Origin of the sequence: Microlunatus ginsengisoli (genome assembly GCF_039537205.1) — a bacterium.
Lineage (GTDB): Bacteria > Actinomycetota > Actinomycetes > Propionibacteriales > Propionibacteriaceae > Microlunatus > Microlunatus ginsengisoli.
This window is the reverse complement of the sequence record NZ_BAABAB010000002.1, coordinates 72372-92086: the sequence shown is the minus strand read 5'-3', so window position 1 is coordinate 92086 and position 19715 is coordinate 72372. Positions and strand designations below refer to the sequence as shown.

Here is a 19715-nt window from a genome sequence, read left to right as displayed (position 1 = left end):
CGGGCGGGGTCGGGTGGGCTGAGACCCGCCGGGTCTCCGCCCGCGAGCGACCTAGGATGTCCGCCGTGACATCGACGTGGGCGGCGGAGGCCGGCAAGCGGCTGATCAAGATCGCCGTGCCGAACAAGGGCGCGCTGTCGGAGGCCGCGGCGCAGATGCTGCACGAGGCCGGATATGCCCAGCGCACCGACAGCAAGGAACTGGTGCTGCTGGACGAGGCCAACGGGGTCGAGTTCTTCTATCTCCGCCCGCGCGACATCGCCCTGTACGTCGGCGAGGGCACGCTCGACGTGGGCATCACCGGGCGGGACATGCTGCTCGACTCCGGCGCGTCGGCGGTGGAGCAGTTGTCGCTCGGCTTCGGCGGCAGCCGGTTCCGATTCGCCGCACCGGCCGGTAGCGACCTCGAGCTGGAGAAGCTGGACGGGCTGCGGCTGGCCACCTCCTATCCCGGACTGGTGGGTGCCTACCTCGCCCAGCGCGGCATCTCCGTCCGGCTGATCCGGCTCGACGGCGCGGTGGAGACCGCCATCCGGCTCGGGGTGGCGGATGTGATCGCCGACGTGGTGGAGACCGGTACCACCCTGCGGCAGGCCGGGCTGGAGCTGTTCGGCGACCCGATCCTGCAGTCCGAGGCCATCATGATCACCCGGACCGGGGTGGAGCCGCCGCGCGGCTTCGACCAGTTCGTCCGGCGGCTGAACGGCGTCCTGGTCGCCCGGAACTACGTGATGATGGACTACGACGTCTCCGACGACCATGTCGCCGACGCGTGCGCGATCACTCCCGGACTGGAGTCGCCGACCGTCTCCCCGCTGGCCAGGCAGGGCTGGCACGCCGTGCGGGCGATGGTGCCGCGCAAGCAGGCCCAGCAGATCATGGACGACCTCTGGGCAGTTGGTGCCCGGGCGATCCTGGTCACCGACATCGCCGCGTGCCGGATCTAGCGGGCGGCGCGATGCCCGAGGACGTACGCCCCGAGGACAGACCGCCGGACGCCCGGCCGCCCGAGGACGGACCGGTGGTCTATCGCCCCCGCCTGCTCCGGCTGGTCGCCACCGTTGCGTCCGGGTCGCTGGTGCTGTTGTCCTTCGTCGGCTGGTTCGGCCTGCCGGCCGGGCTGCGGGCCCAGTTCCTGCCGTCCCAGATCGTCACCTTGTTGCTGATCCTGGCCTTCATCGTCGGTTTCATGTGGGCGCTGGCCGCGAGCTACGTCCGGGCCGACGCGACCGGGCTGAAGTTCCGCAATGGGCTACGGACGCACTCCATCGCCTGGGCCGACATCCACAAGATCCTGCTGCGCCCCGGCGACGCCTGGGCGCTGGTGCTGATCCGGCCCGACGACGGGCCGATGGAGTCCGAGCTCGACGCGGAGAAGCGGCACGTGCTGGGCATTCAGGCCGGCGACGGCCAGCCGGCGATCGCCGCGGTCGAGGACCTGCGTCGCCGGCTCGCCGCCTCCCGGGCGCACTGAGCTTCGCTCCTGCGACCTCGACTCCGCACCCGATCGCGACTCCGCACCAGCGGTAGCTCGGCCCCCCGATGCCGACTCCGCACCTCGCACATGCACTCCGCACCCCGCACGCGGGGCGCGGAGTCGCCCAGCGGGGTGCGGAGTGGAGCGGGGTTGGTCGGGTGGGGTGCGGAGTGCCGCGGGTCCGGTCAGGTGGGGTGCGGAGCGGCGGGGGTGGTCGGGTGGGGTGCGGAGTGGCGGTCCGCCGATCTCGATCCCGACGGGCCGGCGCGAGACGACCCGAGCGGCTACTCGATGCCGCGCTTCTTCAGCAGGGCCTCGATCTCGGCGAAGTCGTCGTCGATCGGAGGGGTCGACGTCGATCTGCCAGCGGGCTTCGCCGGGCCGACGGCCTTGGCCGAGGACGTACGCCCGGCCGCGGCCTTCGCCGTGCCGCCCGAGTTGGAGCCGGCCTTGGCGGCGGAGCGCCGGGCCACGACGCCGCCGACCACCCACAGCACGATGCAGACCCCGAGCAGGCTCAGCCCGATCCAGACGGCGGGGGAGAAGATGATCCGGCTCGCCCAGCCGATCACCGCGACTACGAAGTCCCACAGGATCCGCAGCAGCCCGGTGAAATAGAGCGCGATCGGCGCTAGGGCGAGCCCGATCCCCTGGATCACCCGGCCGCGGTTCCCGCGACGCCAGGCGATGCCGGTCGCGATGATGCCGAGCAGGGTGAGACCTACGCAGATCGGAAGCAAAACGGTGTCAGCGGCGGGCATTTCCACACCCTGCCACAGCGAAGAGGCCGATCCCATCGGTGAGCCCACCCGCCGATCCCTGATCCGGCACGGTCCCGACCGGGCCGTCTCGACCGTTCCGACCGGCGCCGTCCCGACCGGGCCGTCCCGGCCGGGCCGGGACGTACAGTGTGCGCGTGCAGCACGAGCGAACCCTCAGCACCTCGGCGTTCCCGGGGGACACGGGCGACCCGGACCCGCGCACCCGCCGGCTGCTCGCCGCGTTCAGCGCCGGGCCGAGCACCGACGGCTATCTGCGCGTGGTCGCCGCGTTGTGCGGCGATCGGGTCCTGGTGCCGGTGGTGGCGACCGCGACCAGGCTGGACCGGGGGACGGGCGGGCTCTTTTCCGACAAGGAGGCCGAGATGTCGGTGGTCGGGGTCCAGGCGCCGGACGGCCGCCGGGCGCTGCTCGCGTTCACCGGGATGGACTCGCTCGAGGCCTGGGACGCGACCGCCCGGCCGGTGCCGGTCACCCTGGACAAGGCGGCCGAGGCGACCCTGGCCGACGGCGCGGCCGCCTTGCTGGTCGATCTCGCCGGACCCGATCCGCTGGCGATCGAGGGCGAGGTGCTGGCGCAGCTGGCGGCCGGCAACCGGCTGGTCGAGCTGGACGACGGCTTCGGTTGGGCGGTCACCACGACCGACCCGACTCCGGCGGCGGAATAGCCGGCGCCGGGCGTACGTTCTTCATCGCAGGGGCAGGCCGGGCGCTCGATGTGTGTCGAGTGGGTCTCGGTGATAAACTCCTACGCGACCGATTCAGCTTCGAGCTGGATCCGCCAAGTGGAGACCTGATCTCCCACCCGCACGACACCCGCTCCGCGAGGAGCGACAGCCGTCGGGTCCGTCGCCCGATGCGGCGTCCGGTTCGGACGCCGCGGGTCGCACGTGGTCAGGCCTTCGCATCCGCGGGGGCCCTTTTTGCGTTGTCGGGCCTCGCGGACGCAGGCGGTTCCAGCTGGCGGCTGAGTCGATCGAGAAGTTCACAACCAACCCAATGGAGGACAGATCAGCACCGAACCGCGCATCAACGACCGCATCCGCGTCCCTGAGGTCCGTCTCGTCGGACCGGCGGGGGAGCAGGTGGGGATCGTCCGGATCGAGGATGCCTTGCGTCTCGCGCGCGAGGCCGAGCTGGACCTGGTGGAGGTGGCCCCGATGGCCCGTCCGCCGGTGGTCAAGCTGATGGACTACGGCAAGTTCAAGTACGAGAACGCCCAGAAGGCTCGGGAGAGCCGGCGTAACCAGACGAACACCGTGATCAAGGAGATGAAGCTCCGGCCGAAGATCGACAGCCACGACTACGAGACCAAGAAGGGTCACGTCGTGCGCTTCCTCAAGGCCGGCGACAAGGTCAAGATCACGATCATGTTCCGCGGGCGCGAGCAGTCGCGTCCCGAGCTCGGTTACAACCTGCTCAAGCGGCTGGCCGACGACGTCGACGAGTTCGGCTTCGTCGAGTCCTCGCCGAAGCAGGACGGGCGCAACATGCTGATGGTGCTGGGTCCGCACAAGAAGAAGACCGAGGCTCGCGCCGAGGCGCAGGCGGAGCGGGATCGTCGGGCGGCCGCCCGGCAGGCCGACGCCGACGCCGAGCAGCGCGAGCTGGCCGAGCGCCGGGCGCAGGCCGCGGCCGAGGCCGAGGCAGCGCCGAAGCGGCGGCGCGGTCCGGCGGACAACCTCGATCCGGATATCGACCTGAGCTGACTCTTGGTTCGAGTACGACCCCGCGGGCCGGTTTCGGTCCGCGGGCCTGATGGTGCCGCCCGACGGGCGGCGAGCGAGATGAGATGGGAGCGGCGACCACAATGCCGAAGATGAAGACGCACTCCGGTGCGAAGAAGCGGTTCCGGGTGACCGGCACCGGCAAGATCATGCACCGCCAGGCCGGGAAGATGCACCTGAACGAGCACAAGCCGACCCGACGCACCCGCCGGCTCGACGGCGACAAGCCGCTCGAGCCCGGTGACGCCCGCAAGGCGCGCCGTCTGCTCGGCAAGTGACCCGCTGACCCAACCTAGGCAAGAGGAGTTTCGAGATGGCACGCGTCAAGCGCTCCGTCAACGCGCACAAGAAGCGCCGTGAGGTCCTGGATCAGGCCTCCGGCTACCGGGGTCAGCGGTCCCGTCTCTACCGCAAGGCCAAGGAGCAGGTGCTCCACAGCTCGGTCTACGCCTACCGTGACCGCCGGGCCAAGAAGGGCGACTTCCGCAAGCTGTGGATCGCCCGGATCAACGCCGCCGCGCGGGCCGAGGGGATGACCTACAACCGGTTCATCTCCGGCCTGAAGAACGCCGGCGTCGAGGTCGACCGGAAGATCCTCGCCGATCTCGCCGTGACCGATCCGACCGCGTTCACCGCCCTGGTCGAGGTCGCCAAGGCGAACCAGCCGGCCGAGGCCACCGCGGCCGCCTGACGGTCCTGACCGACCGCGACCGGCCGGCCTTCACGAGCCGGCTGGACCTCACGTTCGACGAGTCGATCGCCCCGAGTCCCGCCACGGCGGGTGCGGTGCGGTCGGCTCGTCGGCTGTTGCGCCGCAAGGACCGGCAGGCGCTCCGCCAGTTCCTCGCCGAAGGGCGGCAGGCGGTGACGGAGGCGCTGCAGACGGCGTACGTCCGGCGGGTGTTCGTCGACCAGGCGGAACTACAGCGGCACCAGGACCTGCTGAACGTCGCCGCCCGGGCGGGGATCGGGCTCGGCACCGTGCCGTCCCGGACGTTCGCCGAGCTGGCCGGCACGGTCACGCCCCAAGGCATTCTCGCCGTCTGCGACGCGGTCGACGTGCCGGCCGGTGAGGTCCTGAAGCCCGGCGCGCGGCTGGTCGTGCTGTGCGACCAGGTGCGCGATCCCGGCAACCTGGGCACGGTGATCCGCTGCGCCGACGCGTTCGGCGCCGACGCCGTGCTGGTCTCGACCGACTCGGTCGATCTCTACAACCCCAAGACCGTCCGGGCCAGCACCGGCAGCCTGTTCCATCTGCCGATCGGCGTGGGCATCGACGTGGCCGACGCGCTCGGTGCTGCTCGTGCGGCCGGGCTGGCGACGTACGGCGCCGACGGCGGCGCGCACTGCACCGTGGACGACCTGGACCGCTCCGGTGCGCTCGCCGAACCGATCCTGTGGGTGTTCGGCAACGAGGCCCACGGGCTCGCCGACGAGCACGCCGCACTGGTCGACCGGTTGGTCTCGCTGCCGATGTACGGTCGCGCCGAAAGTCTCAATCTCTCTACCGCGGCCGCCGCGCTGCTGTATGCCACAGCTACCGCGCAGCGGCGGGAGCCCACCGGGTCAGGTCCCGCCAGCTGAGCTTGCGCCGTGCACCGATCGGCGCGGGCTGGACGGCGGCCGGGTGCCCGAGGCAGACGATCATCTCGGCGCTCCAGCCGTCGGGTAGGTCGAGCACGACCGCGGCCGCGGCGCGGCTGAACGAGGTCACCGGGCCGGCTCCGATGCCGAGGGCGTGCGCTGCCAGCAGCATCGTGGCCGCCGCCGTCCCGACGTCGATCAGTGGTCCGGGCGCGGCGGGGCCGAAACCGTACTCCTGTGCCAGCCGGCGGTCGACGCAGATCGTGATCGCCGCCCGTGGTCGCTGGATCATCCCGGGCGACACCGCGCGCAAGATCCGGAGCGTGTCCGGGTCATCGGTCGCGAGATAGCGCTGGAGATGACGGTTTCCCGCCGTCGGAGCCCAGCGGGCCGCGTCCAGCACGCTCTCGATCAGAGACCGGTCGACCGGCTCGTCGGTCATCGAGCGCACCACCCGCCGTCGGCGGATGGCGTCGAGCACCGGGTCGGTCACGGTCGCTCCCGCGGATCGCCGGCCTCCCGCGGATCGCCGGCGGCCCGCGTCCTGAGCAATCGGGCGACCGCCGCGCACAACTCGTCCAGGCTCGCGACGTACGCCTGCGGGTCGTCACGCGGCACGGCGAGCAACGGAACCCGCGGCAGCGCGCCGTCGACGAAGGCGGCCGTCTCCGGCGACGCCCGGTGCCGGATCGCCTCGGCCAGCCGGTTCGCCGCACTGAGCAGCCGCAACGGCCCGTACTCCTTCGCCTCGTCCACCTGTGTTCGCGCCGCGGTGACGAGGAACGCCAGCAGTTCCAGCGCCTCGTCCTCGGACAGCACCAATGGCGATGACATATCCGTATCGTCTCGCGCCGACGACGAGTCGGCTGTAGCGATGGGCCGGCTGTGGCGATGGGCCGGCTGTGGTGATGGGCGGGACGTGATTATCGGTGCGGGCCGACCGTGCGGGGGACCTAGACTGAGCGGTCGCGTCACCCGTCCAGTCCCACGAAGCAGTCCCACGAAGCGAAGCAGGAGCGATGTCCGGGCCCAACACGAGCTACGACCCCGTCCAGGTCGCGCCCCTGAGCGCCGAGAACGTGGAGGCGATGATCGCCGAGGCGTTCGCGGCCTTCGCGGCCGCGACCTCGGTGGCCGAGCTGAAGCAGGCCCGGATCGCCCACGCCGGTGACCGGTCTCCGATCGCGCTGGCCAACCGGGAGATCGGCGCGCTGCCGCCGCAGGCCCGCAAGGAGGCCGGCGCCCGGGTAGGCCAGGCTCGCGGCCGGATCAACACGGCCCTGAAGGAGCGCGAGGCCGAGCTCGGCGCCGCCGAGCTCGAGCAACGGCTGGCCGACGAGCGGGTCGACGTCACCCTCCCGGTGGAGCTGCATCCGCAGGGCGCGGTGCACCCGATCACCGCGCTGATGCAGCAGATGGAGGACATCTTCGTCGCGATGGGCTGGGAGGTCGCCGAGGGACCCGAGGTCGAGGCCGAGTGGCTCAACTTCGACGCGCTCAACTTCATCCCCGACCACCCGGCCCGCACCATGCAGGACACCTTCTTCGTCGAGCCGGCCGACGGTGGCATCGTGCTGCGCACGCATACCTCCCCGGTGCAGGCGCGTGCGCTGCTGACCCGCGATCTCCCGGTGTACGTCGTCTGTCCCGGCAAGGTCTATCGCTCCGACGAGTTCGACGCGACCCACCTGCCGGTGTTCCACCAGATCGAGGGCCTGGTGGTCGACAAGGGGATCACCCTCGCTCACCTGCGCGGCGCCCTGGACCACTTCGCCCGGGCGATGTTCGGCGACACCCGGACCCGGATGCGGCCGAACTACTTCCCGTTCACCGAGCCGTCCGCCGAGGTCGACCTGCAGTGCTTCGTCTGCCACGGCGCCTCGGTCGGCGACCCGGACAACCCGTGCCGGACCTGTCGCAGCGAGGGCTGGATCGAGTGGGGCGGCTGCGGGGTGGTGAACCCACGCGTGCTGCAGGCCTGTGGCGTCGACACCGACGTCTACTCCGGCTTCGCCTTCGGCATGGGCGTCGACCGGACCCTGATGTTCCGCAACAACGCCGAGGACATGCGCGACATGATCGAGGGTGACGTCCGGTTCAGCCGCTCGCTGGAAGGGCTCGCCCGATGAGGGCGCCGCTGGGCTGGTTGCGGGACTGGGTCGCGTTGCCCCCTGCGCCGGACGGACGGGACATGACCGGCCGCGAGCTGGCCGAGAAGCTGATCGCGGCCGGGCTCGAGGTGGAGACGGTCGAACGCGCCGGCTCCGACGTCACCGGCCCGCTGGTGCTGGGCCGGGTGCTCGGGTACGAGGTCGAGCAGCACTCCAACGGCAAGTCCATCCGCTGGTGCCGGGTCGACGTCGGGCCCGAGCACAACGGGCCGGAGGGCTGGCGCGGCATCGTCTGCGGCGCGCACAACTTCGCGGTCTGGGACATCGTCGTGGTCGCGCTTCCCGGGGCGGTGCTGCCCGGCCCATTCGAGATCTCCGCGCGGAAGACGTACGGCCATGTCTCCGACGGGATGATCTGCTCGGCCCGGGAGCTGGGGCTGGGCGACGATCACACCGGGATCCTGGTGCTGAAGGGCGGAGACCTCGTCCCCGGCACCGACGCCGCCGAGGCGCTCCAGCTGCGCGACGACGTGCTCGACATCGCCGTCACCCCCGACCGCGGCTACTGCCTGTCGATTCGGGGCCTGGCCCGGGAGGCCGCCCAGGCGACCGGCGTCGCATTCACCGACCCGGTGGACCGACCGACGCCGGCGCAGACAGCGGCCGGCTACCCGGTCCGGCTCGACTCCGCCGCCTGCCCGCTGTTCGCCGCGGTGAGCGTCACCGGGATCGATCCGAGCCGGCCCAGCCCGCGCTGGCTGTCCCGCCGAGTCCAGCTGGCCGGCATGCGCTCCATCTCCCTGGTCGTCGACATCACCAACTACGTGATGCTGGAGACCGGTCAGCCGATCCACGCCTACGACGCCGACCGGCTGGCGGGCGCGATCGTGGTCCGGCAGGCCGCGGCCGGCGAGAAGCTCACCACCCTGGACGACGTGGCCCGCGACCTCGACCAGGGTGACCTGCTGATCACCGACGACTCGGGCCCGATCGGGCTGGCCGGGGTGATGGGCGGCGCCACGACCGAGATCTCGGCCACCACCACGAGCGTGGTGATCGAGGCCGCGCACTTCGACGCGATGACGATCGCGCGCACCTCGCGCCGGCACAAGCTGTCCTCGGAGGCGTCCCGGCGGTTCGAGCGCGGCGTCGATCCGGCTGCTGCGTACGCGGCCGCCCACCGGGTCGCGAGCCTGCTGGTCGAGCTGGCCGGCGGCACGCTCGTGCCGGCCGAGACGGTGGCCGGCGCGCTGCCGCCGGCGCAGACCACCACCCTGCACGCCGATCTGCCCGAGCGCATCCTGGGCACCCCGGTCGACGGGGAGCGGGCGGCCGAGCTGATCCGGGCCGTGGGTGCCCGGGTGGAGCTCGCCGACTCGACCATCACCGCGACCGCGCCGAGCTGGCGGCCGGACCTGCGCGACCCCTACGACTACGTCGAGGAGGTCGGCCGGCTGATCGGCTACGAGACGATCGAGGCCGTCGTTCCCCGGGCGCCGGTCGGGCGTGGCCTGACCCGGGTGCAGAGGGCCCGCCGGGCGGTGAACGCGGCGCTGGCGAGCTCGGGATTCGTGGAGGTGCTGAGCTTCCCGTTCGCGGCCGAGGCGGATCTGGAGCGGCTCGGCCTGGCCGCCGGCGACGTCCGCCGCGATCTGGTCCGGATCCTCAACCCGTTGGCGGAGACCAGCCCATATCTCCGCTCCACCCTGCTGCCGGGACTGTTCGCCGCCGTGAACCGCAACACCAGTCGCGGTAACGACGACCTCGCCCTGTACGAGGCCGGATCGGTCTTCCGCGCCCGGCGGCCGGTGACCCCGGCGCCCCGCCCCTCGGTGACGGCCCGTCCGGCCCAGGACGTGCTCGACGCGATGGACGACGCCCTGCCGGATCAGCCGCGGCAGCTCGCCGTCGTGCTGACCGGCAACTGGCGCCCGGCCAGCTGGCAGGGCGGCGCGGAGAAGGCGTCCTGGACGCATGCCGTCGGGTTCGTCGAGACCGCCGCCGCCGCACTCGGCGCGACCCTGGTTCGGTCGCCGGCCCGGCAGGCGCCGTGGCACCCGGGTCGCTGCGCGGAGTTCCGGTTCGCAGGCGACGAGCAGGCGGTCGGCTACGCGGGTGAACTGCATCCGAGCGTCTGTGCCGCCTTCGGTCTGCCAGCCCGTACTTGCGCCGCGGAGCTGGACCTGGACGCGCTGATCGCCGGGGCGCCGGCGGGCGGTGACGTGGCGGCGATCTCGTCGTTCCCGGTGGCCAAGGAGGACGTCGCACTGATCGTCGATGCCGCCGTGTCGGCGGCCGATGTCGAGGCGGAGCTGCGGGCCGGTGCCGGCGAGCTGCTGGAGTCCGTCCGGCTGTTCGACATCTATACCGGACCGCAGATCGGTGAGGGCAAGAAGTCGCTGGCCTTCGCGCTCCGGTTCCGGGCGGCCGGTCGGACGTTGACCGACGCCGAGACCGCCGCCGCCCGCGACGCCGCGGTCGCCCGGACGGTTGCCGCGTTCGGCGCGATCCAGCGCACCGACTGAGCCCGTTCTCGCCGTCCGCGGGTCGTTCGCAGCGCCACGACTCGGCCGCGTCGTGACAGACGTGTGCCGAATCGTTACCGGTGGGTGAACCCGGGCTGGACGGATTCGGTAGGCCCGGCGTCATGTGTGAGAATCGAGTCGCGCGCGCAGGGGGTACCGACGTCGAAGCGGTGCGCGCCGACTCATCGACGAGACGCCGACCGTGGCACATCACGGCGGCCCAGGCCGAATCCGGCCGGGCCGTTCCCACCCCGCCGAGAACAACGATGCTGCCGACCGCGGACGGATCCGTGGCGGGCTGACGCCTGCCGCCCCGATCGAGGCCGGGTCGTCGTACGTCCACGGGAGTCGCTCGTGTCCGCCAGTCTCGCACCGTCTCCGTCCATCTCTGAGAGCGCTTCCACTGAGCAGGCCGTCGTCCAGCCGGCTCCGCCGCGCAGGTCGTCACCGCGACCGGCCCCGGCCGTCGCCGCCGACGCCGCGCTGCCGAGTGCGCCGACCGACCGCGAGCAGTACCTCTACCTCGGCGCGCAGTGGCGCTGGGTGACCCCGGTGAGCTTCGTGGGCTATCTGCTGATCGTGTTGAGCATCAGCTACTTCGTCTACCGGCAGCCGTGGGCGGCCTTCCTGCTGGTGCCCCTGGGGATCAGCGCGGTCGGCACGGTGGTGTCGCTGTTCACCTCGTCTCGGCCGCGGCGGGACAGTATCCACAGCCATCGCGCGGTGACGGCGGGCTGGGCCCCCGATCGGGTGCCCAGCGTGGACGTCTTCCTGCCGTCGGCAGGGGAAGACCTGGCCGTGCTGCGCAACACGTACGACCACGTCGCCGCGCTGCGCTGGCGCGGCCGGCTGGCGGTGTACGTCCTCGACGACTCCGCCCGGTCCGAGGTGCGCGCCCTGGCCGAGCAGCGCGGCTTCCGCTACCTGACCCGCCCGGACCGCGGCTACTTCAAGAAGGCCGGCAATCTCCGGTTCGGCTTCGAGCGCTCCGACGGCGACTACATCCTGGTGCTGGACGCGGACTTCGTGCCGCGTCCCGACGCGCTGGACAACCTCGCGCCCTATCTCGACGACGACGAGATCGGGATCGTGCAGTCGCCGCAGTACTTCGACGTCTCGACCCGGATGAACTGGCTGCAGCGGGCCGCCGGTGCGACCCAGATCCTCTTCTACCGTTGGGTTCAGCCGTCCCGGGACCGCGCGAACGCGGCCATCTGCGTGGGCACCAGCGCGCTCTACCGCCGGGCCGCGCTGGAGAAGTCCGGCGGCTATGCGTTGATCGGGCACAGCGAGGACGTGCACACCGGGGTGAACCTGATGAAGGTCGGCTTCCGGATCCGCTACGTCCCGGTGGTCGTCACCAAGGGCCTCTGCCCGGACACGCTGGAGCAGTTCTACACCCAGCAGTACCGGTGGTGCACCGGCTCGATGAGCCTGCTGATGTCGAAGGAGTTCCACCGGATCGGGATGACGCTGCGCCAGCGGCTGTGCTACTGGTCCGGCTTCCTCTACTACGTCACCACCGCGATCAACGTCTTCGTGATGGTGCTGCCCGCGTTGCTGATGGCCTGGTTCGTGCCCGCGGGGGTGACCCCGGCCAACTACGTCTTCGTGCTGCTGGCGATGATCACCCGGCAGACCGTCGTTCCGTTCATCACGTTGCAGTCGGAGTCGATGATGGGCCTGACCCGGGTCCAGATGTCGTACTCCTTCTGCCACGCGCTTGCCCTGTTCGACGTCTTGCGGAACCGCACCGATGCCTGGGTGGCCACCGGCACGAAGGCGCGATCGCGGACCTCGACCCGGGTGCTCAACCTCACCCGGGCCTGGTGCATCGGTGTCCAGGTGCTGCTCTGGGCGGCCATCGTGGTGCACGTGCCGAGCTACGGCCTGGACCGCTGGTGGCTGCTGATCGTCTTCGCGATCATGAACCTCTATCTGGTCTATCCGCTGATCGTGAACGACCCGAACGCCCCGCTGCTGCGGGACATCCCGCGGCTGCCGGCACTGGTCTCGGCACGGCTCCGGCGGCTGCGGCCGGTGGCCGCGCACGGGCTGCTGGAGTCCGAGGAGCGGGCCCGATGACCTCCCTGATCGAGCTGCCGACGCCGCTCGGCCGCGATCTCCCGCTGGAGCCGACCCCCGATCCGGCGACCGAGCCGGTCCGAGCATCCCGGCTGCGTCGGTTCTGGACCTCGCGCTGGCCCTGGCTGGCGATCATCGCGATCGGCCAGGTGGTGCTCAGCCGGGTCGTCCCGAAGCACGCGACGGCCTTCCAGGACGAGGGTCTCTACATCTTCATGGGTCACCGGGTGATCGATCAACTGCTCGGCGGCGAGCGGCTGTTCGAGTTCCCCGGGGCCTACTTCTCCGGCGCCCCGGCGTTCTATCCGGTGCTCGCCGCGATCGCCGACAACGTCGGCGGTCTGCAGGCCGCGCGGGACCTGAGCCTGATCTTCGTCATCGTCACCATGATCGGCTGCCAGGGGCTGACCGAGCGGTTGTTCGGCCGGCTCGCGGGCCTGCTCGGGGCGGCCGCCTTCGCCGTCTGCGGATCGGTGATCTATCTGTCCCAGTGGGCGACCTTCGACGCGCTCTCGATGATGTTCGCCGCGCTGGCCGCCTGGCTCGCGGTGAGCAGCACCAAGCGGGACGGCCTGCTGCTGGCGCCGCTGGTCGGTGTGTTGCTGTTCGCCGCGATCTTCGCCAAGTACGCCGGGGCGATGTACGTCCCGATCGTCTGCGGGCTCGCGGTGGCGGTCGGCTGGCAGCGCTACCGCTGGCGGATCGTGTGGCGGTCGGCGTTCATCGCCGCCACGACGGTGATCGTCTTCTTCTTCGTGGTCCTGATCTGGGGTCGCGGCCTGCTGCCCGGTCTGTCCCAGACCACCACGGCCCGGCACGTGCTCAACCCGGCGACCTCGGTGCAGCTGCTGCAGCAGACGGCGCTGTGGGTGGGGCCGTGGTTGCTGCTGGCCGTGGTCGGCGCCGCGTTCCGGGTCCGCCGGCAACCGCTGCTGGTCACCGTGCTGCTGGTCGGCAGCGTGCTCGCGCCGCTGCAGCAGATCCACATCGGCGAGGCGACCTCGCTGCGCAAGCACGTCGCATTCGGGCTGATCTTCGCCTGCGCGCTGGTCGGCGACCTGCTTGCGCGGCTCGCCCGGCGCTGGTTCCTCGCCCCGCTGGCCGCGGCGATCTTGGTCGGGCTGACCCTGCACGGCATGCACTTCGGCGGCCAGTTCCTGCGCGCGTACCCGGAGGACTCGGCCTTCCAGCGCGTGCTGCGGCAGGTGGTCGCGGCGAACCCGGGCAAGCCGATGCTCACCGAGCAGTCCTCGGCCCAGCGCTACGAGTTGCGTGACATCACCACGCCGCGGCAATGGAACGACACCTACGTCTTCAACTACGACGGCGTGAGTGGGCTGGAGGCCTACCGCCGGGCGATCGACGATCACTACTTCGGCGTGATCTATCTGAACTTCACCACCGCCGAGTCGCACAACATCGTCAAGCTGCTCAGCGCCGGCGATCCGGAACGTCGCTACTACCACCTGGTCGCTCAGGTGCCGGGCTACATCAACGGCGAGCAGGTCGGCTACTGGCTGGTCTGGACCCCGCAGACGCAGCGCTACACCCCCATCAGATAACCGGGCATCCGATGAATCGACGCCCTCGGCCGCGATGGCTGCGGCAAGATGGGCCCGTGCGAGCAACCGTGCGGGACGTCGCGAGCCGGGCGGGGGTGTCGCCGAAGACCGTCTCGAACGTGGTCAACGGCACGGTTCCGGTCAGCCCCGCGACCCGGGAGCGGGTGGAGCGGGCCATCGCCGAGCTCGACTACGTGCCGAACTTCTCGGCTCGCGGCCTGCGCAACGGCCGCAGCGGGATGATCGCGCTCGCGCTGCCCGACCTGGACACTGCGTACTCCTCCGAGATCGCGCACCACGTCGTCCAGGCGGCCGAGGCACGCGGCCTGTCGGTTCAGATCGAGGAGACCCGCGGCGAGGCCGAGGGGGAGCAGCGGCTGCTGTCGCGGGCGCGCGCCCAGCTGGTCGACGGGCTCATCCTGAACCCGATCCGGCTCGAGACCAGCGCGGTCCAACCCGACGTGGCGCTGCCTCCGGTGGTGCTGATCGGCGAGGTGGACCAGCCCATCGCCGATCACGTCTGGGTGGACAATGTCGCGGCCGTCCGCGACCTGACCGCCCTGCTGATCGGGCACGGACACCGCCGGATCGCGGTGCTCGGCGGGCTGCCCACGGAGTCGGCGCGCCTGCGGCTGGCCGGCCATGCCGAGGCGCTCGCGGCCGCGTCGTTGCCCCGCGATCGAGAGTTGATCATCGCCGCCGAGTGGCATCCGCGCGGCGGGGCCGAGGCGCTGTCGGCCTGGCTGGTCTCCCACCCGGCGCCGGACGCGGTGATCTGCCTGACCGACTCGATGGCCATCGGCGCGCTGCACGCGTTGTGGTCGGCCGGCCTGCGGGTGCCCGAGGACGTGTCCCTGGTCGGTTACGACGACATCGCCGAGGCGGCCTACCTGGTGCCCCCGCTCACCACCATCGGCTTCGACCGGTCCGAGTTCGCTGGCACCGCGATGGCCATGCTGGTGGAGCGGATCGCCGATCCGGGCCGGCCGATCCGCAGCGTGACCGTGCCCTACCGCGTGGTCGAGCGGGAAAGCGTCCGCAGCCGCTGAAGAAACCCGGCGAGGGTCTTGCGCGAGCATCATTACAACGATGTAGCATGACGTTTCAACGTTGTACGTCCCCTGGGAAGGAACGCCACAGTGCCCTCCGCCAAGCTCGTTCTCGACTCCGCCTTCGCCCTCGCGCCCGTCCCGCGCCGCCTGTTCGGTTCGTTCGTGGAGCACATGGGCCGATGCGTCTACACCGGGATCTACGAACCCGGTCATCCCACCGCGGACGCCGCCGGGTTGCGCTCCGACGTGCTCGATCTGGTCCGCGAGGTCGGTCCGACCGTGGTCCGCTACCCGGGCGGGAACTTCGTCTCCAACTACCGCTGGGAGGACGGGGTCGGCCCGAAGGCCGAGCGTCCCCGCCGGCTGGACCTCGCCTGGCACTCGATCGAGACCAACCAGTTCGGGCTGCACGAGTTCATGGATTGGGCCGGCAAGGTCGGCACCGAGCCGATGATGGCGGTCAACCTCGGCACTCGCGGCCTGCAGGACGCGTGCGACCTGCTGGAGTACACCAACCACCCGGGCGGGACGTACTGGTCGGACCGGCGGATCGCCGACGGAGCGGCCGACCCGTTCGGGGTCAAGCTGTGGTGTCTCGGCAACGAGATGGACGGGCCGTGGCAGGTCGGGCACAAGACCGCGGCGGAATACGGCCGGCTCGCCAACGAGACCGCCAAGGCGATGCGGCTGATCGACTCCGAGATCGAGCTGGTCGCCTGCGGCTCGTCGAACTCGGCCATGCCGACCTTCGGCGCATGGGAGACCGAGGTGCTCGAGCACAGCTATGACGCGGTGGACTACATCTCGCTGCACGCCTACTACGAGGAGCGTGCCGACGACCCGCTGACGTTCCTCGCTCAGGCGGTCAACATGGACCACTTCATCGAGGACGTGATCTCCACCGCCGACGCCGTCCGGGCGAAGGGGCGGCACCGCAAGCGGATCAACCTGTCCTTCGACGAGTGGAACGTCTGGTACACCGAGCAGTTCCACGGCGACGGGCCGCAGCCGAAGGACCGGCCCTGGGTCGAGCACCCGCGGCTGATCGAGGACGAGTACAGCGTGACCGACGCCGTCGTCGTCGGCACCTTCTTGAACTCGCTGCTGCGGCACGGCGACCGGGTCACGGTTGCCTGCCAGGCGCAGCTGGTGAACGTGATCGGCCTGCTCCGCTCCGAGCCGGGCGGCGACGCGTGGAAGCAGACCATCGCCTACCCGTTCGAGCAGATGCGGCGGCTGGCGACCGGGCAGATCCTCCGGGTCACCGCGACCGGCGACCGCTACGACTCGGCCGGCTACACCGACGTACCGATCGTGGACGCCACCGCGACCTACGACGCCGAGACCGGCCGGAGCGCGGTCTTCGTGGCCAACCGAAGCCTGGACGAGACCGCCGGCCTCGAGGTGGACCTGCGCGACATCGGCGGGTCGGCGCTGCTCGCGGCGACGACCCTGCACGCGGGCAACGGGCAGGACCGGCACACGACCAATCGCGACGACCACACGGCGGTCGTGCCCGGGGCGCTGAAGAATGCCCGGCTCGCCGACGGGACGCTGTCCGCCCAGCTGCCGCCGCTGTCCTGGACGGTGTTCGAGCTGGAGGCCCGCCGGTCCTGACCGCCCGGGTGGGATTGCGCCGTTCGACCGCTGCCAGCGGGACTCTCGACCCTGCCGGCGGCGGCTCCCGCGGTGCAGCGTGGAGACGTCGACAACAGGAGGCGTCATGCGATCGATGGTGGTGTACGAGTCCTACTTCGGCTGCACGCAGCAGGTGGCCGAAGCGATCGGGGCCGGGCTGACCTGCTACGGCACGGTTCACGTGCTGCCGGTGGCGCAGGCCCGCGGGATGCGCGCGATCGACGTCGACTTGCTGGTGGTCGGCGGCCCGACCCATGCGCACGCCATGACCAGCGCGCACAGCCGGGAGTCGGCGGTCGATCGCGGTGCGGACGGCGTCTCCGCCGAGGCACCCGCGTACGGGCTGCGCGAGTGGTTCGACGAGATCGAGCAGGGCGCCGGCCCGGCCGCGGCCTTCGACACCCGGATCGACGCGTCCGCGCTGATGACCGGTCGCGCGTCCAAGGGCATCGCGCACCGGCTGCGCCGGCACGGCTTCCATCTGGTGGCCGAGCCGGAGAGCTTCCTGGTCAGCCACGACACGCTGCTGCCCGACGAGGCAGCCCGGGCCCGCAGCTGGGCCGAGGGTCTCGGCCGCATCATCGTGCAGACGCCGGCGTCGGTGCGCTGAGGCCGCCCGGGCCGGCGGGACGGCTCAGGGCAGCTGCAGTGCCGGCTCGGTGGCGGCGACGACCTCGTCGGAGTCCACCCCGGGTGCCAGCTCGACCAGCCGCAGCGAGGGCGCGCCCGGGGTCCGCTCGCCGGCCGGCACGACGTCGATCACGGCGAGGTTCGTGATGATCCGGTGCACCACCCGCTGCCCGGTCAGCGGCAGCGAGCAGTGCTCGACGATCTTGTGGCCGCCGTCCTTGGCGGTGTGCTCCATCAGCACGATCACCCGTTTCGCGCCGTGCACGAGGTCCATCGCGCCGCCCATCCCCTTCACCATCTTGCCGGGGATCATCCAGTTCGCGATGTCGCCGTCGGCCGACACCTGCATCGCGCCGAGGATCGCGGCGTCGATCTTGCCGCCGCGGATCATCCCGAACGAGGTGGCGGAGTCGAAGAAGGACGCCCCGCGCCGCAGGGTGACCGTTTCCTTGCCCGCGTTGATCAGGTCGGGGTCGACCTCGTCGGGGGTCGGGTAGGCGCCCACGCCGAGGATGCCGTTCTCCGACTGCAGCACCAGCTCGACGTCATCGGCCACGTAGTTCGGCACCAGCGTCGGCAACCCGATCCCGAGGTTCACATACGAACCGTCGGTGAGCTCGGCGGCGGCCCGCGCCGCCATCTGCTCCCGGCTCCAGCCGCTCATGCCCGGACGGTCCGCTTCTCGATCCGCTTCTCCGCCGCCTGCTCGGGAGTGAGCGGGACCACCCGCTGGACGAAGACGCCGGGGGTGTGGATCTCGTCCGGGCCGAGCTCGCCCGGTTCCACCAGCTCCTCCACCTCCGCGATCGTCACCCGGCCGCACATCGCCGCCAGCGGGTTGAAGTTGCGGGCCGACATCCGATACACCAGGTTGCCGTGCCGGTCGCCCTTCCAGGCCCGGACCAGGCCGAAGTCGGCGACGATCGCGCGCTCGAGGACGTACCTGCGGCTGCCCTCGGCCGTCTCGAACTCGCGCACCTCCTTCGGCGGCGACTCCACCGCGATCGAGCCGTCCGCGGCATAGCGCCACGGCAGGCCGCCGTCGGCCACCTGGGTGCCGACCCCGGTGGCGGTGAAGAACGCCGGGATGCCCGAGCCGCCGGCCCGCATCCGCTCGGCCAGGGTGCCCTGCGGGGTGAGCTCGACCTCGAGTTCGCCGGAGAGATACTGCCGCTCGAACTCCTTGTTCTCGCCGACGTAGCTGGCGACCATCCGGCGGATCAGCTTGGCGTCCAGCAGCCGGCCCAGACCCCAGCCGACCACCCCGCAGTTGTTCGAGACGACCTCCAGGTCGCCGATGCCGGCCGCGAGCACGGCCTCGATCAGTGCCGACGGGATGCCGCACAGCCCGAACCCGCCGACCGCGAGCGTCGCGCCCGGCTCGATGTCGGCCACGGCTGCGCCGGCCGATGCGACCACCTTGTCCACCAGACCTCCTCAGCGAGACGGCCTCGACCCTAGGCCAGGTGCGGCTCTCGCCGGTCAGCGGCCCGCCTTCACCCGCTGGCTCAGCACCTTGCTGGCGGTCGGGAACACCTGGTTCGCGGCTGTCACGTTGTGCTTCAGGCTCGTGCTGTCGTTGTTGTTGAAGTACGTCGCGTACTGCACCCGGCTGGTCGGATCGTAGACGAAGTCGAGGATGCCGTTGACGAAGATCGCGTTGTCGCCACCGGCATGACCGTCGGACCGCCATGCCAGCCCCCACTCCGCCAGCGCCAGCGGCTTGTTCCGAGCGGCCGCGAACGCCGACCAGTAACGCAGGCCGCGGGTCCCGTGCAGCGCCCACTTCCACGACTCGGTCCGCGCCTGGTCCATGGTCGTGCCCGCCGCCGGCGGGTACCAGCGGTAGTCGTAGTCGTACACGTCGACGCCGATCACGTCGACGTAGGACGGGCCCGGCCACGCCTCGTCCGCCGACATCGCGTTGGACCCGTTGTTCACCGTCCAGCTGAAGGTGAGCTTCGGCGCGGCGGCGCGCATGGTGGTGACCAGCTGGCGGTAGCAGCCGATGAACGCGCCGACCTTGCCCTTGGCCGACCAGGTGTACCAGGAGCCGTTGAACTCCCACCCCGCACGGATCGTGCTGTCACCGAGCCCGGCCGCGACCAGCTTCTTCGCGATCGTGCGCCAGTGTTGGTTGTAGCTGCCGGAGGCGCAGGCCGACAGCGTCGCCCCGGTCCGCGGCAGCAACGGCACCGACAACTCGAGGTGGTACGGCGTCCCGCGGTGCGCGTTGATCAGCCAGTCCGCGCCGGTCATCGCCGACCAGGAGTCGTCGGGGAGGAAGTCGAGCACCCGGACGACCGGGATGCCGGTCTTGGCGGCGAACGACGTCGCGCCGTTGACACCCTTCGCGCCCGGTCCGGTGTAGACGCCCCACTCGATCTTGTTGACCGTGGTCGAGGTGGTCGCCGCCGAGCCGCGCGGCGTGGCCGCGCTGCAGGCCGGTCCGGCGATGACGCAGAACAGGCCGGCGAGGCACGCAACCGCGCGTGCCCACAGATGTGGTCGGGTCATGCCGTGACTCCGTCAGAGGGTCCACTGG

Annotated in this window: 20 protein-coding genes; 14 read left to right on the top strand and 6 right to left on the bottom strand. The window is 71.1% G+C overall.

Annotation, left to right across the window (positions count from 1 at the left end; all coding sequences use genetic code 11):
- Positions 1-101: 101 nt before the first annotated feature.
- Both hisG and ABD747_RS00940 read left to right on the top strand, forming a co-directional pair.
- Positions 102-947 (top strand): ATP phosphoribosyltransferase, encoded by an 846-nt coding sequence (hisG, locus tag ABD747_RS00945; RefSeq protein ID WP_344801247.1) that lies wholly within the window; start codon positions 102-104, stop codon positions 945-947.
- Entirely contained in the window at positions 935-1474 is a 540-nt protein-coding gene (locus ABD747_RS00940) for a PH domain-containing protein (protein WP_344801185.1), read from the top strand. The genes hisG and ABD747_RS00940 overlap by 13 nt, the downstream gene beginning before the upstream one ends.
- Before the next feature lie 287 nt (positions 1475-1761).
- Here ABD747_RS00940 and ABD747_RS00935 read toward each other — a convergent pair whose 3' ends face one another.
- Entirely contained in the window at positions 1762-2238 is a 477-nt protein-coding gene (locus ABD747_RS00935; RefSeq protein ID WP_344801184.1) for a hypothetical protein, read from the bottom strand.
- 155 nt (positions 2239-2393) lie between these two features.
- On the opposite strand from ABD747_RS00935, the gene ABD747_RS00930 reads away from it, so the two are divergent.
- From ABD747_RS00930 to ABD747_RS00910, 5 genes are all read left to right on the top strand, one after another.
- Positions 2394-2924, top strand: coding sequence for an SseB family protein (locus ABD747_RS00930; RefSeq protein ID WP_344801183.1), 531 nt, complete (start codon positions 2394-2396; stop codon positions 2922-2924).
- Positions 2925-3266: 342 nt separating this feature from the next.
- Complete coding sequence (infC, locus tag ABD747_RS00925) at positions 3267-3965, top strand: translation initiation factor IF-3 (protein ID WP_344801246.1); 699 nt, start codon at positions 3267-3269, stop codon at positions 3963-3965.
- Positions 3966-4066: 101 nt separating this feature from the next.
- A complete protein-coding gene (rpmI, locus tag ABD747_RS00920) occupies positions 4067-4261 on the top strand; it encodes a 50S ribosomal protein L35 (RefSeq protein WP_344801182.1) in 195 nt (64 codons plus the stop codon).
- Between the two features lie 35 nt (positions 4262-4296).
- A complete protein-coding gene (gene rplT / locus ABD747_RS00915) occupies positions 4297-4674 on the top strand; it encodes a 50S ribosomal protein L20 (protein ID WP_344801181.1) in 378 nt (125 codons plus the stop codon).
- A gap of 95 nt (positions 4675-4769) precedes the next feature.
- Complete coding sequence (locus ABD747_RS00910) at positions 4770-5567, top strand: TrmH family RNA methyltransferase (protein WP_344801180.1); 798 nt, start codon at positions 4770-4772, stop codon at positions 5565-5567.
- Here the strand turns inward: ABD747_RS00910 and ABD747_RS00905 are convergent.
- Both ABD747_RS00905 and ABD747_RS00900 read right to left on the bottom strand, forming a co-directional pair.
- Complete coding sequence (locus ABD747_RS00905) at positions 5521-6060, bottom strand: nitroreductase family protein (RefSeq protein ID WP_344801179.1); 540 nt, start codon at positions 6058-6060, stop codon at positions 5521-5523. The genes ABD747_RS00910 and ABD747_RS00905 overlap by 47 nt on opposite strands.
- On the bottom strand, positions 6057-6401 hold the full coding sequence (locus ABD747_RS00900; protein ID WP_344801178.1) for a DUF6092 family protein: 345 nt from the start codon (positions 6399-6401) through the stop codon (positions 6057-6059). Before ABD747_RS00900 ends, ABD747_RS00905 begins: the two co-directional genes overlap by 4 nt.
- 185 nt (positions 6402-6586) lie before the next feature.
- On the opposite strand from ABD747_RS00900, the gene pheS reads away from it, so the two are divergent.
- The 7 genes from pheS to ABD747_RS00865 all read left to right on the top strand — a co-directional run bounded on the left by pheS (position 6587) and on the right by ABD747_RS00865 (position 17150).
- A complete protein-coding gene (gene pheS, locus ABD747_RS00895; RefSeq protein WP_344801177.1) occupies positions 6587-7696 on the top strand; it encodes a phenylalanine--tRNA ligase subunit alpha in 1110 nt (369 codons plus the stop codon).
- Positions 7693-10203: a phenylalanine--tRNA ligase subunit beta gene (gene pheT, locus ABD747_RS00890; protein WP_344801176.1), complete on the top strand. Its 2511-nt coding sequence runs from the start codon at positions 7693-7695 to the stop codon at positions 10201-10203. The genes pheS and pheT overlap by 4 nt, the downstream gene beginning before the upstream one ends.
- Before the next feature lie 354 nt (positions 10204-10557).
- Complete coding sequence (locus tag ABD747_RS00885) at positions 10558-12288, top strand: glycosyltransferase family 2 protein (RefSeq protein ID WP_344801175.1); 1731 nt, start codon at positions 10558-10560, stop codon at positions 12286-12288.
- Entirely contained in the window at positions 12285-13850 is a 1566-nt protein-coding gene (locus ABD747_RS00880; RefSeq protein ID WP_344801174.1) for an ArnT family glycosyltransferase, read from the top strand. The genes ABD747_RS00885 and ABD747_RS00880 overlap by 4 nt, the downstream gene beginning before the upstream one ends.
- A 56-nt stretch (positions 13851-13906) precedes the next feature.
- Positions 13907-14899 carry a LacI family DNA-binding transcriptional regulator gene (locus ABD747_RS00875; RefSeq protein ID WP_344801173.1) on the top strand — a complete coding sequence of 331 codons (993 nt, stop codon included), beginning with the start codon at positions 13907-13909 and terminating at the stop codon, positions 14897-14899.
- A gap of 90 nt (positions 14900-14989) precedes the next feature.
- Positions 14990-16519 (top strand): arabinosylfuranosidase ArfA, encoded by a 1530-nt coding sequence (gene arfA, locus ABD747_RS00870; protein ID WP_344801172.1) that lies wholly within the window; start codon positions 14990-14992, stop codon positions 16517-16519.
- Between the two features lie 106 nt (positions 16520-16625).
- Positions 16626-17150 (top strand): flavodoxin family protein, encoded by a 525-nt coding sequence (locus ABD747_RS00865; protein ID WP_344801171.1) that lies wholly within the window; start codon positions 16626-16628, stop codon positions 17148-17150.
- Positions 17151-17174: 24 nt separating this feature from the next.
- Here the strand turns inward: ABD747_RS00865 and ABD747_RS00860 are convergent, their stop codons facing one another.
- The 3 genes from ABD747_RS00860 to ABD747_RS00850 are packed head-to-tail and all read right to left on the bottom strand — an operon-like array spanning position 17175 to position 19687.
- The gene (locus ABD747_RS00860; RefSeq protein WP_344801170.1) at positions 17175-17834 is read right to left on the bottom strand and encodes a 3-oxoacid CoA-transferase subunit B; all 660 of its coding nucleotides are present in this window, start codon (positions 17832-17834) and stop codon (positions 17175-17177) included.
- Positions 17831-18598 carry a CoA transferase subunit A gene (locus ABD747_RS00855; protein WP_425562459.1) on the bottom strand — a complete coding sequence of 256 codons (768 nt, stop codon included), beginning with the start codon at positions 18596-18598 and terminating at the stop codon, positions 17831-17833. The genes ABD747_RS00860 and ABD747_RS00855 overlap by 4 nt, the downstream gene beginning before the upstream one ends.
- A 54-nt stretch (positions 18599-18652) precedes the next feature.
- Positions 18653-19687: a glycoside hydrolase family 26 protein gene (locus ABD747_RS00850; RefSeq protein ID WP_344801169.1), complete on the bottom strand. Its 1035-nt coding sequence runs from the start codon at positions 19685-19687 to the stop codon at positions 18653-18655.
- Positions 19688-19715: the final 28 nt, after the last annotated feature.